13 protein-coding genes are annotated in these 12,978 nt (G+C 75.1%); 11 read left to right on the top strand and 2 right to left on the bottom strand.

Translation table 11 applies throughout. The features are described 5' to 3' along the window. Positions 1-156: 156 nt before the first annotated feature. Both ACIP37_RS18195 and ACIP37_RS18190 read left to right on the top strand, forming a co-directional pair. Positions 157-1,581, top strand: a complete 1,425-nt coding sequence (locus ACIP37_RS18195; RefSeq protein WP_363629414.1) for a pyridoxal-dependent decarboxylase — start codon at positions 157-159, stop codon at positions 1,579-1,581. 76 nt (positions 1,582-1,657) lie between these two features. After that, positions 1,658-2,170 (top strand): hypothetical protein, encoded by a 513-nt coding sequence (locus ACIP37_RS18190; RefSeq protein WP_363629416.1) that lies wholly within the window; start codon positions 1,658-1,660, stop codon positions 2,168-2,170. A gap of 96 nt (positions 2,171-2,266) precedes the next feature. On the opposite strand, the gene ACIP37_RS18185 is transcribed toward ACIP37_RS18190, so the two are convergent. Further along, entirely contained in the window at positions 2,267-3,001 is a 735-nt protein-coding gene (locus ACIP37_RS18185) for a DUF2306 domain-containing protein (protein WP_363629418.1), read from the bottom strand. A 411-nt stretch (positions 3,002-3,412) separates the two neighbouring features. Between ACIP37_RS18185 and ACIP37_RS18180 the strand changes: the two genes are divergently transcribed. The 5 genes from ACIP37_RS18180 (at position 3,413) to ACIP37_RS18160 (ending at position 7,879) form a co-directional block, all read left to right on the top strand. After that, complete coding sequence (locus tag ACIP37_RS18180; protein ID WP_363629420.1) at positions 3,413-3,904, top strand: sortase-dependent protein; 492 nt, start codon at positions 3,413-3,415, stop codon at positions 3,902-3,904. A gap of 79 nt (positions 3,905-3,983) precedes the next feature. After that, a complete protein-coding gene (locus tag ACIP37_RS18175; protein ID WP_363629421.1) occupies positions 3,984-4,793 on the top strand; it encodes a class F sortase in 810 nt (269 codons plus the stop codon). Positions 4,794-4,968: 175 nt separating this feature from the next. Next, a complete protein-coding gene (locus ACIP37_RS18170; protein WP_363629422.1) occupies positions 4,969-5,853 on the top strand; it encodes a hypothetical protein in 885 nt (294 codons plus the stop codon). Next, positions 5,850-6,665: a response regulator transcription factor gene (locus tag ACIP37_RS18165; RefSeq protein WP_363629423.1), complete on the top strand. Its 816-nt coding sequence runs from the start codon at positions 5,850-5,852 to the stop codon at positions 6,663-6,665. Before ACIP37_RS18170 ends, ACIP37_RS18165 begins: the two co-directional genes overlap by 4 nt. After that, complete coding sequence (locus ACIP37_RS18160; RefSeq protein ID WP_363629425.1) at positions 6,662-7,879, top strand: HAMP domain-containing sensor histidine kinase; 1,218 nt, start codon at positions 6,662-6,664, stop codon at positions 7,877-7,879. Before ACIP37_RS18165 ends, ACIP37_RS18160 begins: the two co-directional genes overlap by 4 nt. 105 nt (positions 7,880-7,984) lie before the next feature. Here ACIP37_RS18160 and ACIP37_RS18155 read toward each other — a convergent pair whose 3' ends face one another. Next, positions 7,985-8,224 (bottom strand): hypothetical protein, encoded by a 240-nt coding sequence (locus ACIP37_RS18155; protein WP_363629426.1) that lies wholly within the window; start codon positions 8,222-8,224, stop codon positions 7,985-7,987. 273 nt (positions 8,225-8,497) lie between these two features. Here ACIP37_RS18155 and ACIP37_RS18150 point away from each other — a divergent pair, with 273 nt between their 5' ends. From ACIP37_RS18150 to ACIP37_RS18135, 4 genes are all read left to right on the top strand, one after another. Beyond that, complete coding sequence (locus tag ACIP37_RS18150; protein WP_363589324.1) at positions 8,498-9,202, top strand: GNAT family N-acetyltransferase; 705 nt, start codon at positions 8,498-8,500, stop codon at positions 9,200-9,202. 262 nt (positions 9,203-9,464) lie between these two features. After that, positions 9,465-10,727, top strand: a complete 1,263-nt coding sequence (locus tag ACIP37_RS18145) for a MurT ligase domain-containing protein (protein WP_350886666.1) — start codon at positions 9,465-9,467, stop codon at positions 10,725-10,727. Positions 10,728-10,773: 46 nt separating this feature from the next. Then, on the top strand, positions 10,774-11,502 hold the full coding sequence (locus ACIP37_RS18140) for a glutamine amidotransferase (protein WP_363589322.1): 729 nt from the start codon (positions 10,774-10,776) through the stop codon (positions 11,500-11,502). Between the two features lie 355 nt (positions 11,503-11,857). Next, complete coding sequence (locus ACIP37_RS18135; RefSeq protein ID WP_350886672.1) at positions 11,858-12,883, top strand: 6-phosphofructokinase; 1,026 nt, start codon at positions 11,858-11,860, stop codon at positions 12,881-12,883. Positions 12,884-12,978 lie beyond the last annotated feature (95 nt).

Here is a 12,978-nt window from a genome sequence, read left to right as displayed (position 1 = left end):
CCCGTCCCACCGGGACCGACCGCCCCGTCTCACCTGGAGGGCCCGCGCCGCACGGCGCGGGCCCTTTCCGTAGGATCGGCCGACCGGTCCACCGGACCGGACGATCAGGGTGCGCCGAGGACGCCGCGCCTCCCCCGCCCCTGGAGAGCCGCCATCATGACCGCCGAGGACTTCCGCGCCGCCGCGCACACCGCCGCCGACCTCGTCTCCGACTACCTCGCCGAACTGCCCGGGCGCCCGGTCTGGCAGCCGATGGACGACACCGCCCGCCGGGCCCTGCTCGACGCCCCGCTGCCCGCCGCCGGCCGCCCGCTCGCCGACCTCCTCACCGCCATCGGGCAGGACGTCCTCCCCCACCCGATGGGCAACGGCCACCCCCGCTTCTTCGGCTGGGTCAACTCCGCCCCCGCCCCCGCCGGAGTCCTCGCCACCCTCGCCGCCTCCGCCATGAACCCCAGCTCGGCCGGCGGCGACCACGCCGACGTCCACCTGGAACGCGCCGTGGTCCGCTGGATCGCCGAACTCGTCGGCTTCCCACACCCGGCCGGCGGCGGCCTGCTCACCTCCGGCACCTCGATGGCCACCATCGTGTGCCTGGCCGCCGCCCGCAACCGCGCCGCCCGCCGGGCCGGCTGGGACGTCCGCGAGGACGGCCTGGCCGGCCTGCCGCCGCTGGTCGGCTACGTCACCGGCGAGACCCACTCCTGCGTCCGCAAGGCCGCCGAACTCCTCGGCCTCGGCAGCCGGCACCTGCGCACCGTCGCCACCGGGCCGGACGGCCGCCTCGACCCCGCCGAACTGCGGGCCGCCGTCGAACGCGACCGGGCCGCCGGACTGCTGCCCTTCCTGGTCGTCGCCTCGGCCGGCACCGTCGGCACCGGCGCCGTCGACGACTTCGGCCCGATCGCCGACCTCTGCGCCGAGCAGCGCCTGTGGCTGCACGTCGACGGCGCGTACGGGGCCTTCGGCAGGCTCGACCCGGCCATCGCCCACCGCTACGCCGGCCTGGAGCGCGCCGACTCCCTCGCCCTCGACCCGCACAAGTGGCTGGGCGTGCCCGTCGACTGCGGCTGCGCGCTGGTGCGCGACATCGAGGAACTGCGCGCCACCTTCAGCCTCGTCCCCTCCTACCTGCGCGACGAGGCGGCCGGCGCGCTCGGCTGGTTCTCCGAGTACGGCACCGAGCAGACCCGCCCGTTCCGCGCGCTCAAGGTCTGGGCCACCATCGCCCACAAGGGCCGCGACGGCATCGCCCGGGACATCGCCCGCTGCACCGCCCTCGCCCGCCGCCTCGGCGAACTGATCGAGGCAGACGGGGAGTTGGAGCTGCTGGCCGAGGTCCAGACCTCCATCGTCGCGTTCCGCCACCGCACCCCCGGGCACGACGAGGCCGCCGTCGACGCCCTCAACCGCGAACTCCCCGCCGTCGTCCAGCGGCGCGGCCGGGTCTTCGTCACCGGAGCCCGCCTCGGCGACCGCGAGATGCTCCGCGCCTGCCTGCTCAACGCCGCCACCACCGAGGCCGACCTGGAGCTCCTGCTCGCGGAGGTCAAGGCGGCGGCTGCGGACCTGCAACCGTAACGCGGGCCCGGCGACCTTAACCACCAGGTCACGGCGGGTTCGTGGACAGGAAACACCCGTCGGGCAGGGTGCTGTCATGGAGCAGACGGAGCACCCGACCATGCAGCCGACGCCCACCCTCCCCCGGGCCCGACGACGCGGCGCCGGCACCCACCGCTGGCGCCGCGACAGCGTCGAACTCGCCGCCGTCTTCGTCTCGGTCACCGCGGCCGACCTGGTCGCCAAGATCGTCGTCCGCGGCCCCGACGGCCCGGTGGTCCTCGCCGCCGCCGCCCTCGCCCTCCTCGCCACCGCCCTCTTCCACACCTGGTGGTCCCAGCGCCACCACCCCCACTCCCCCGCGCCCCCGACCACCCTGTGGCGCGTCCGCACCGCCGCCCGCAGCACCCCCGACGACCTGGCCCGCGTCCACACCGCCCTGGCCGACCAGCACGTCGCCGTCCTCTCCCGCCAGCCCCACCCCGTCCCCGGCACCACCGTCGACGAGCTCTACCTCCGCGCCCCCCACACCCTCACCCCCACCGACCTCACCACCCTCCTCGCCACCACCGGCCACCCCCTCCTCGACACCCCCACCCGCATCGGCTGACTGCGGCGCGACCACGGCGACGCGGCGGGCTCCCCAATACAGCTCCGCAGGAGGGGGTTTGACGCCCCTCCCGCGAGCCCGCCCGCCGCGTCCGGCTCAGGACTGCGGGGCGGCCGGAGTGAGACGGTAGGCGGGCAGGCCCCGGCGGCGGATGAGGAATTCGGCGACTATCAGGTTGGGCAGCCAGCTGAGGAACGGGACGGCGGCGTAGGCGTTGTCGAAGAAGCGCTCGCCGTCGACGTGCCCCTGGGCGGTGAGCGTCTGGAGGAGGATGAGGACGCCGAGCCAGGACCGGAGGGTGACGGCGGCGTAGGTGAGGGCGAAGCTGCGGATCATCCAGGCGCGGTGGCTCGGCAGGTCGCGGTCGCGGACGGCGCGGTAGCCGCGCCAGGTGGTCCAGGCCCAGAGCAGGGCGAGCCCACCGAAGCCGAAGAAGCCGTTGAACGCGGCGGAGTTGAAGAACGCCATGACGAACGCGGCCAGGGATCCCACCGCGACCCCGAAGACGTAGACGCGGCCGGTCCAGCGGTGGACGGCGGGGGATCGCCGGCGCAGCGTGGTGGAGAACTGGAACGGGCCGACCAGCAGCGCCAGCGCGGCCGTCACGATGTGGACGTAGAAGGTGACTTGGACGGCCGTCGGGCGCTCGGCGTAGGTGGCGGACACGCCGCCCTCCGACGCGGCGATGGGCAGGCCGGCCTGGGCGTACGTCCCCACGGCGTACCCGACGATCGCGAGCGAGGTCAGCAGGACGACGGCCCAGCGGACGCGCCCTCCCCTCCTGCTCGTCGGGGCGGGGGCGGTCGCGGCGCGGGCGGCGGTACTGGTCATCGGTGACCCCGATCGGCTGGAGGTGGGACGGCATCACGTGCACGGTGCGCGTCGCGCGGTCGGCCGGCGCTCTGCTCGCGGCGCCCACCACCACCCCGGAACTGGGGCCTACCACCACGCTGTTCGAACCGCAGCCAGTGTGGCCGGGCCCGCGGCCCCGGGCCATGGAGCGGCCCCCCGGGCCGGGAGGGGGGTTACCCCCACGACCCGACGCGACGTCAACCGGACGGCCTCCCACCGCACGGGCACCGCCGCCGCCAGCTTGACCGCAACGGGCCCCGGGGTTCGTTACGCAGCCGATGGGCGGCCGTGACACGACCGGCCGGGGACCGCGACACGGGCCTCCTACCGTCATGGACGACGCACCGGCCACCCCGGCCGGGAGGCGTCCATGACGAAGGAGAACACCGTATGAGCAGGAGCCGTACCCACCGCTCCCCCGCCCGCCGCGTGCTGGCCGTCTGCGCCCTGACCGGCGGCGCGCTGCTGACCGTCGTCACCGGCGGACAGGCCTTCGCCGACGGGACCCCGTCCGCCGCGCCTGCTGCGGGTGCCGGCGTGTCGGCCGCCCCCACCTCTACGCCCACCCCGGCCCGCCCCGCCCCGGCCGCCCCCTCGGTCGCGGGCAAGGACGCCTCGACCACGCCCACGGCGAAGCCCAGCGCGCAGCCCGCCGTCAGTGGCGCGCCCACGGCGCAGCCCGCCGCCGGCGGCGCCGGAGTCTCCAGTGACGGCAAGGCCCAGGTCCGTGAGGTGCCCAAGGGCGCGGCCCAGGCCGGCGACGGGTCCGGCGAGACCGACAGCAACGGCCTGATGCTGGCCGGTGGCGGGGCCGTCGCGGCCGTCGGCGCCGGTGCGCTGGGCTTCGCGATGCTGCGCCGCCGCTCCGGTGCGCGCGGCTGACACCGGCCCCGAGTCCGCCGGGCACCCCGGCGCCGCCTCCCCGCCCTTGACCGGGCGGGGAGGCGGTGCCGGGGGCCCGGTGGGTACCGGGGCCCCGGCGGGCGGCGGGCAGCCCGACAGCACGCCCGGCGCCGACGAGCCGGCCCGCCACGGCCGCCCGCGCGGTGGCCGCAGCCGGCGGCGCCGCAAGGCCTCCCCCGGCCCGGGCACACTGCGCCGGACGGCGTTCGGCGCGGCGGGCCTGGCCTGCCTGGTGCTGGGCACCACCGTGGCGCTGTCCGGCCAGCAGACCCCGGTGGTGCGGGTCGAGCCCTCGGTGCACGGCAGTACCGACAACCCGGCGGCCGCGCCCTCGGGAGGCCCCGGAACCACCGGGACGGCCGGGAGCACCGGGAGCCCGGCCGGCGCGCCGAAGCCGTTCGCCGCCTCGGCGCCGACCCGGCTGCTGGTCCCGGCCGCCGGGGTGGACGCCCCCGTGACCGGCCTCGGGCTGAATCCCGACGGGACGGTCGAGGTGCCGGCCGCCGACCGGGCCGACGAGGTCGGCTGGTACCGCAACGGGCCGACGCCAGGGGAGGCCGGCCCCGCCGTCCTCATCGGGCACTACGACACCGCGCACGGCCCGGCGGTCTTCCACGGCGTGCCGAAGCTGCGGCCGGGCGACCTGATCCAGGTGCGGCGCGCGGACGGCAGCACCGTGGACTTCAAGGTCCGCTCGCTGCTCCAGGCCGCCAAGGACCGCTTCCCGACCGAAACGGTCTACGGTGACACTCCCGAACCCGCTCTCAGGCTCATCACCTGCGGCGGGCGGATCGGCTCGGACGGGCACTGGACGGACAACATCATCGTCCTGGCGGACCTGGCCGGTCCGGGCGGCGCGACCGGCTGAAGCCGCCGCGCCGCCCCGGTCGTCCCGGCCGTCGGGTCGTTTCGACTGTCGAACCGGCGCGGCGGCCGGGACGGCGGGACGGGAACCACCGACCGCTGTCCACGCGACCTACCACCGAGGCCGGTGCGGGGACGAACCGGCGCATCGCCGCAGACCAGGAGGACGAGCACCGACCGTGGCAGCAGCATCCCCACCCCGCCGCCGGCCCGTAGCCGTGCCGGTGGCGGCCCTCGCCGCCCTGGCCGTCCTCGTGACGCTCGCGGCCCTGGCCCTCGGCCGCGCCACCCCCGGCGGGCTCCAGGACCACGGCTCCACCCAGCCGGTGGCACCGCCGCTGGTGGCCCAGCCGCTCTGGCCCGACCTGGCGGCCTCCCCGCCGCCGCGCCCTCCCGCCACCGGCGCCGGGGCCGCCACGCAGGCCGCGCCGCAACCCGTCCCGGACGTGACCGTCCCCGGGCACGACATCAGGACGGTCGACGTCCGCACCGTCCTCGCCAAGGACTCCACGGTGGGCCCGGAGGAGCGGCGCGCCCTGGACTCCTGCCCCGCCTGCGATGTCCGCAGCCCCGAGTTCCGTGACCTCACCGGCGACGGGCGGGACGAACTGGTCGTCGCCGTCGTCACCCCCGGGCCCGTGGTCCTGCACGTCTACCTGCTGGCCGACGACCGGCTGCTGCCCATCCTCCAGGTCGAGGTGCTGAAGGGGTTCAGCGCCGCGACCGTGGGATCCGACCTGTGGCTCTACGAGCCGACCGGCGCGTTCGTCCGGACCAGCAGCCACTACCAGTGGGACGGCGTCCGGCTCGGCCTGCTGGAGCGGAAGGTCGAGGACACCGGCCCGATCGCCGGCCCGGGCGGCGGACCCGCGAACGGCAGTGCACAGACGCCCACCAGCACGCCCAGCGCCGGCCCCGCCGTCTCCCCGCACGACGGCCATGCATCCGCCCAACCGAAGCCCGCCATACCCGAGCCGGGCGCCGGCGCGGGCGTCTCCTCCCCGAGGACGGCCGTCCCGGTCCCCATCCGCCCGTCCTCGGCTCCCTCGGAAGCGAAGCCATGAACCCCCCAGCCGCGCCCGCCCACCCGCACATCCTGCTCGTCGAGGACGACGAGGTGATCCGGGAGGCCACCCGGATGGCCCTGGAGCGCTACGGCTTCCCGGTCACCACGGCCGCCGACGGCCTGGAGGGTCTGGAGGCCTTCCACGCCGTGCGCCCCGACCTCCTCCTGCTGGACGTCATGCTGCCGCTCCTCGACGGGGTCGGCCTCTGCCGCCGGATCCGGGAGGAGAGCCAGCTGCCGATCCTGATGATGTCGGCGCGCACCGACCCGGTCGACGTGGTGTCCGGTCTGGAGGCCGGGGCGGACGACTACGTCGTCAAGCCCTTCGAGAGCGCCGTGCTGGTCGCCCGGATCCGCACCGTGCTGCGCCGGGTGCGGGTGGTCCCGGCCGAACCCGCGCTGCCCGAGGAGCCGGTGGACCCCGCCGTCCCCGTCGCAGCGCCTGCTGCCGTCCCCGCCACCGCCGTCCCCGCCACCGCCGTCCCCGCCACCGCCGTTCCCGCGGACACCCCCTCCCCCGCGCTGCGCAGCTTCGACGGCATGCAGGTGGACACCGACAGCATGGAGGTGCGCGTCGACGGCCACCTCGTCCCGCTCACCCCCACCGAGCTGCGGCTGCTGCTGGAGTTCACCGCCGCGCCCGGCATCGTGCTGGAGCGCTCCACCCTGCTGGAACGCGTCTGGGACTACGACTGGGGCGCCGACACCCGGGTGGTGGACGTCCACGTGCAGCGGCTGCGCGCCAAGATCGGCTCCGGCCGGATCGAGACCGTCCGCGGGTTCGGCTACAAGCTGCGGCGTCCGGCATGACCCTGCGCCGTCAGATCGCCACCGCCGTCGCCGCCATCGCCGTCCTGGTGGCGGTGGCCGTCGGCCTGCTGGTCCACCAGGCGATGATCCGTCAGCACGTGGACCAGGCCCGCGCCGCCGCGCTCGCCGCGCTCGGCTCGGCCGTGGACACCTACAAGCGCGGCGAGGTCACCGACCGGTTCGCCCTGGACGACCCGGCGCTGCCCGAGGGACTGCGGACGCTCGCGGCCGGCGGCCGCGAGGGCTCGCTGCTCGCCGGCGGTCCGCAGGGCGAGTCGATGTGGGCGGCCCGACCGGTCCAGACCGGGGTGCTCTCCGTCCGGGTGGACTTCACCCAGGACCGGCAGGCGATCGCCGACCTCGACCGGATCATCCTGATCACCGTCGTCGCCGCCGTCTTCACCACGGTCCTGGCCGGCGTCCTGGTCGCCGACCGGATCAGCCGCCGACTGCGCACCGCGGCGACGGCCGCCCGGGGCATCGCCGCCGGCCGGACGGACACCCGGATCGGCGAGCTCGTCGACGGGAAGGACGAGGTCGCCGACCTCGCCGCCGCCGTCGACCTGATGTCCCGCACCCTGCACCAGCGGCTGGAGGACGAGCAGCGCTTCACGGCGGACGTCGCCCACGAACTGCGCACCCCGCTCACCGGCCTGGTCACCGCCGCCGAGTTGCTCCCGCCCGGCCGCCCCACCCAGCTCGTCCAGAACCGGGTACAGGCCCTGCGCTCGCTGGTCGAGGACCTGTTGGAGGTCTCCCGCCTCGACGCCAACGCCGAGATCCCGGACTTCGCCCCCGTCCCGCTGGAGCGGGCGGTGCGCCGCACCGTCACGCTCACCGGCCTGGAGGTCGACGTGGACGTGGACGTGGCCGCCGACCGCCAGGTCCGCACCGACCTGCGTCGCCTCGACCGCATCCTCGGCAACCTGCTGATCAACGCCCACCGGCACGGCACCGCGCCGATCCGGCTGCACGTCGACGGCCACCGGATCACCGTCCGCGACCACGGCCCCGGCTACCCCGACGACCTCCTCGCCCGCGGCCCCCAGCGCTTCCGCACCAACGCCCCCGAACGCGGACGCGGCCACGGCCTCGGCCTCACCATCGCCACCGGCCACGCCCGCGTCATCGGCGCCGGCCTCACCTTCACCAACCACCCCGACGGCGGCGCCCTCGCCACCCTCACCCTGCCCGACGACCCGTCCCACCCCTGACCGCTCGACCGCAGCCGTGAAACATGGCCGCCGTGTGGCAGCCGCTGGAGCAGCGGCTGCCACACGGCGGCCGGGGCCTGAGGGCGGCCCCCGTACGGCCGCCGCTCAGCTGTCGCTCGGCTGGACGACGCACGCCGAGTTCGCGAGCATCGACCCGAAGCCGCCGAGCAGCGTGGAGACGACAGCCTTGCAGGCGGCAGCCTCCTGGGGCGTCTTGGGCCCGTCGGCGGCGGCCGGCTGGGCGAGGGCGATCGGCGCGGCCAGCAGCAGTGCGCAGCACGCCACGCCCAGTACGGACCGCTGCACGAGGGCGGACTTCTTCAGGAAGGACGACGGGAAGGACATGTGAGCCCCTTCGGGGGAGGTGGGATCGGCGAAAAGCCGAGCCATCCCTATCCGAAGGGGCTCACCCGTTCCCGGATTCTGCGCCATCCGTGAGCGTGTCCAGGTCAATGGTCCGGTCGGGGCCGGGCGATCGCCCCGGGCCCGTCGGCCACCCTGGTGCCCGAGCCCGGCCGAGCCCCCCGAAACATGGTCACGCTCCGGAACCGCCCAGGTCATTCCTGCGTTCACGATCACGTAACCGGCCGGAAGCGCGGCGTCGGTAGCGTCGGCGGCATGACGGCATCACGCACTCGCCCCGAACGGCTCTGGCACCGGCCTTTCCGCAGGTCCGAGCGCAGGTGCGCGGCGCCCGAGGGCCAGGCCGCCCGGCTGCCCGCGCTCACCGGGGGCCCGTTGCGGTCCGCCCGCCCGCACCCCCCGGTCGACCGGCCGCGAGCCGTGACGGACCCGGACCGGGAGGCGCCGTCCCGGCTGACGCTGGCGGACGGGACGGCGCTGACGCTGCGCCCCGCCGGACCGGCCGACCGGGCCGCGGCCCTGGCGATGCACCTCCGCTGCTCCCCCGCCTCGCTGCGGCTGCGCTACCACGGGCCGGTCCGCGACGCCGGCCGCTACCTGGACCACCTGCTGGACGCCCGGCACGGCCACAGCCTCGCCGCGACGGCCGCCGACGGGCGGATCGTCGCCCTCGGGCACCTGATGTGGGACGACGACGAGGCGGAGCTGGCGGTGCTGGTCGAGGACGCCTGGCAGCGGCGCGGACTCGGTCCGGCCCTGCTGCGGCAGCTGTCGGCGGCGGCCCGGGCGGCCGGTGTCACGACCGTGTACGCGGTGACCCACGCCTCCAACACCGGGCTGATCACCGCGATGCGCCGGCTGGCCGCGCCGCTGGACTTCCGGGCCGAGGACGGCACCCTGGTGATCACCGCCACGCTGGCCGCGGACGAGCCGGTCTCCTGCGCCCGCCCGGGCCGCTGATCTTTTCTTCACCACATCCTCACCCGGGAACCCCGAGAGCCCGGAGAGCGTCCCAAGCGGCGAAGGCCCCCTCCGTACACCGTCTTCCCCGACGATCCGTCAGGACGCCCGAGGCGGCGCCTCCGGCCGTGTCGCAGCAGGCTGCCTGGGGTCCGGATCGTCGAGCCGGGCGGCGGAGTCGGTAGGCTGGCCCCGTCCCCGCCGCCCGACGGCCCGTTGATCCGGACCCGGGTGGTGCCGCAGCAAGGAGGAACCACTGAGCATGGCAGGCACCGAATCGGAGCCCACAGGCGCACGCGACGCCTCGCTGCCGGCCCGCGCCAAGATCGCGGTCACGGCCGGTCGGGTCGCTGCCGCCGTGTCCCGCAAGGCCGGACGCGGAAGCGGCTCGGTGATCGGCGGCAAGGTCGCCCTGAGGCTCGACCCCGACCTGCTCGCCACCCTCGCCGACCACCTCGACGTCGTCCTGGTCAGCGCCACCAACGGCAAGACCACCACGACCCGCCTGATCGCCGAGGCGCTGCGCGCCGCCGGCCCGGTGGTCTCCAACGCCCTGGGCGCCAACATGCCGGCCGGCATCACCTCCGCCCTGGCCGGTGGTTCGGACGCCCGCTTCGGCGTGATCGAGGTCGACGAGAAGTACCTGGCGGGCGTCGCCCGCGACACCCGCCCCAAGGCGATCGCCCTGCTCAACCTCTCCCGCGACCAGCTCGACCGCGCCGCCGAGACCCGGATGATGGCCGAGAAGTGGCGCGAGGGCCTTCAGGACACCGAGGCCGTGGTCATCGCCAACGCCGACGACCCGCTGGTGACCTGGGCCGCCTCGTCCTGCAAGAAGGTGGTCTGGGTGGCCGCCGGGCAGGCCTGGAAGGAGGACGCCTGGTCCTGCCCCGCCTGCGGCGGTGTGATGCAGCGCCCCGGCGACGACTGGTTCTGCCAGGAGTGCGGCTTCCGGCGCCCCAACCCGCACTGGGCGCTCCAGGGCACCCACGTGATCGACCCGCAGCGCGGCGCCTGGCCGATCCAGCTCCAGCTGCCCGGCCGGGCCAACCTGGCCAACGCCACCAGCTCGGCCGCCGTCGCCGCCGTGTTCGGCGTCTCCCCGCAGGTCGCGCTGGAGCGGATGCGCTCGGTCACGGCCGTGGCCGGCCGCTACGACGTGGTCCAGTACCAGGGCCGGGACATCCGGCTGCTGCTGGCCAAGAACCCGGCCGGCTGGCTGGAGACGTTCTCGCTGATCGACGGCCCGCCCGCGCCGGTGATCCTGTCCGTCAACGCGCTCGACGCCGACGGCACGGACACCTCCTGGCTGTGGGACGTCGACTACGAGCGCCTCGCCGGGCACCCGGTGTTCGTGATGGGGCAGCGCAAGCTGGACCTGGCCGTCCGCCTGGAGGTCGCCGGACTGCAGTTCCACGTGGTGGACACGCTGGAGCAGGCCGTCCGGATGGCCCCGCCCGGCCGGATCGAGGCCATCGCCAACTACACCGCCTTCCAGCAGCTGCGGAAGGTCGTGGCCGGCTGATGCCGCGCCTGCAGCCCCATCTGATCGTGACGGAAGGCCTTCGAGGATGAGTGAGAGCAGCCTGCGCGTGGTCTGGGTCTACCCGGACCTGCTCAGCACCTACGGCGACCGCGGCAACGCCCTGGTCGTGGAGCGCCGGGCCCGCCAGCGCCATCTCAACGTGACCCGGATCGACGTCCGCTCCGACCAGGCGGTCCCCACCAGCGGCGACATCTACCTGATCGGCGGCGGCGAGGACCGTCCGCAGCGGCTCGCCGCCGAGCGGCTGCGCAACGACAGCGGCCTGATCCGGGCCTCCGAGAACGGCGCGATCATCTTCGGCGTCTGCGCGGGCTTCCAGATCATGGGCCACGAGTTCGTCAACGACCTCGGCGAGCGCGAGCCGGGCCTCGGCCTGCTCGACGTCTGGACCACCCGCGGCGACGGCGCCCGCTGCGTCGGCGATGTCCTCGCCGACGTCGACCCGCGCCTCGGCCTGCCGCAGCTGACCGGCTTCGAGAACCACCAGGGCGTCACCCACCTCGGCCAGGGCGTCCAGCCGCTGGCCACCGTGGTCGCCGGCCGGGGCAACGGCACCGGCGACGGCACCGAGGGCGCCTGGCGGGACACCGTGTTCGGCACCTACCTGCACGGCCCGGTGCTGGCCCGCAACCCCGCCGTGGCCGACATGCTGATCAAGCTGGCGCTGGACGTCAACGCCCTGCCGCCGGCCGACACCACCTGGTACGACGCGCTGCGCGCCGAGCGCATCGCCGCCACGACGCGCCCCGCGTAGTACGTCCGTCCGCCCCGACGCCCGGGTGCCCGCGATGCGGTCACCCGGTTCAGGGGCGGCCCCGGACGTACCACAATGGGGCTGCCTACTGCACACCCTCCTCGGCAGCAGGCTGCACTTTCCGCGCGGGGGCGCCGACGGCGCCGCTCCCGCGTCGGCTCCTGCCCGGCCGGACCAGGGGCCGTATGCTCGACTTCGCGGCCGTTTTCGGGCGTTCTGTCCGGATCGGCCGGTCCTTCACCCCGCGGCCACCTCCCCGCCACTCCGGCGTGGGAGCGCCCCGCTACGGTGACGGCTCGTCGTCCCAGCCTGTAGTCCGGCCGTTCCTCGGTTCTGCTCGGGAGTTGCAAAGCTAATGCGTATCGGAGTGCTGACCAGCGGCGGTGACTGCCCCGGCCTGAACGCGGTGATCCGTTCCGTGGTCCACCGGGGGGTGGTCGACCACGGCGACGAGATCATCGGTTTCCAGGACGGCTGGCGCGGTCTCCTGGAGGGCGTCCACCGGCCGCTCACCCTCGACTCGGTGAGCGGCATCCTGGCCCAGGGCGGCACGATCCTCGGCTCGTCCCGGGTCCAGCCCAGCCACCTGCGCGACGGCGTCGAGCGCGCCAAGCGACTGTGCGCGGACCTCGGCATCGACGCGGTGATCCCGATCGGCGGCGAGGGCACCCTGAAGGCCGCCAAGCTGATGAGCGACGCCGGACTGCCGGTGGTCGGGGTCCCGAAGACCATCGACAACGACATCGCCTCCACCGACGTCACCTTCGGCTTCGACACCGCCGTCTCGGTCGCCACCGAGGCGCTGGACCGGCTGAAGACCACCGCCGAATCCCACCAGCGGGTCATGGTCGTCGAGGTCATGGGCCGGCACACCGGCTGGATCGCGCTCAACGCGGGCATGGCGGCCGGCGCGCACGCCATCGTCGTCCCGGAGCGTCCGTTCCACATCGACAAGCTGACCGCCGTCGTCCGCGAACGCTTCGACCGGCAGAAGAAGTTCGCCATCGTGGTCTGCGCCGAGGGCGCCAAGCCCGAGCCCGGCACCATGCACTGGGAAGAGGGCACCAAGGACATCTACGGCCACGAGCGGTTCACCGGCATCGCCACCCAGCTCTCCCGCGAGCTGGAGCACCGGCTCGGCAAGGAGGCCCGCCCGGTGATCCTCGGCCACACCCAGCGCGGCGGCACCCCGACCGCGTACGACCGGGTGCTCGCCACCCGCTTCGGCTGGCACGCCGTCGAGGCCGTCCACAAGGGCGCGTTCGGGCACATCACCGCGCTGCAGGGCACCGACATCAACCTGGTGCCGATCGCCGAGGCCGTCGCCGAGCTGAAGACCGTCCCGCAGGAGCGCTACCTGGAGGCGGAGACGGTCATCTGACCTCCCCCACCCCGTCGAGGGCCCGGACCGCTACCGGTCCGGGCCCTCGTGCGTCCGACGGGCGCCCCTGCGACGGCCCCGCTAGCGTGGCCGGT

The organism is Kitasatospora sp. NPDC088861 (assembly GCF_044750105.1).
GTDB lineage: Bacteria > Actinomycetota > Actinomycetes > Streptomycetales > Streptomycetaceae > Kitasatospora.
The sequence above is the reverse complement of the archived record's forward strand: the minus strand, read 5'-3'. Positions and strand labels throughout refer to the sequence as shown.

Excerpts from the sequence above, each read along its gene's own strand:
- ACIP37_RS18195 (WP_363629414.1), top strand. The coding sequence starts at position 157 with ATGACCGCCGAGGACTTCCGCGCCGCCGCGCACACCGCCGCCGACCTC.
- ACIP37_RS18190 (WP_363629416.1), top strand. The coding sequence starts at position 1,658 with ATGGAGCAGACGGAGCACCCGACCATGCAGCCGACGCCCACCCTCCCC.
- ACIP37_RS18185 (WP_363629418.1), bottom strand. The coding sequence starts at position 3,001 with ATGACCAGTACCGCCGCCCGCGCCGCGACCGCCCCCGCCCCGACGAGC.
- ACIP37_RS18180 (WP_363629420.1), top strand. The coding sequence starts at position 3,413 with ATGAGCAGGAGCCGTACCCACCGCTCCCCCGCCCGCCGCGTGCTGGCC.
- ACIP37_RS18165 (WP_363629423.1), top strand. The coding sequence starts at position 5,850 with ATGAACCCCCCAGCCGCGCCCGCCCACCCGCACATCCTGCTCGTCGAG.
- ACIP37_RS18160 (WP_363629425.1), top strand. The coding sequence starts at position 6,662 with ATGACCCTGCGCCGTCAGATCGCCACCGCCGTCGCCGCCATCGCCGTC.
- ACIP37_RS18155 (WP_363629426.1), bottom strand. The coding sequence starts at position 8,224 with ATGTCCTTCCCGTCGTCCTTCCTGAAGAAGTCCGCCCTCGTGCAGCGG.
- ACIP37_RS18150 (WP_363589324.1), top strand. The coding sequence starts at position 8,498 with ATGACGGCATCACGCACTCGCCCCGAACGGCTCTGGCACCGGCCTTTC.
- ACIP37_RS18145 (WP_350886666.1), top strand. The coding sequence starts at position 9,465 with ATGGCAGGCACCGAATCGGAGCCCACAGGCGCACGCGACGCCTCGCTG.
- ACIP37_RS18140 (WP_363589322.1), top strand. The coding sequence starts at position 10,774 with ATGAGTGAGAGCAGCCTGCGCGTGGTCTGGGTCTACCCGGACCTGCTC.
- ACIP37_RS18135 (WP_350886672.1), top strand. The coding sequence starts at position 11,858 with ATGCGTATCGGAGTGCTGACCAGCGGCGGTGACTGCCCCGGCCTGAAC.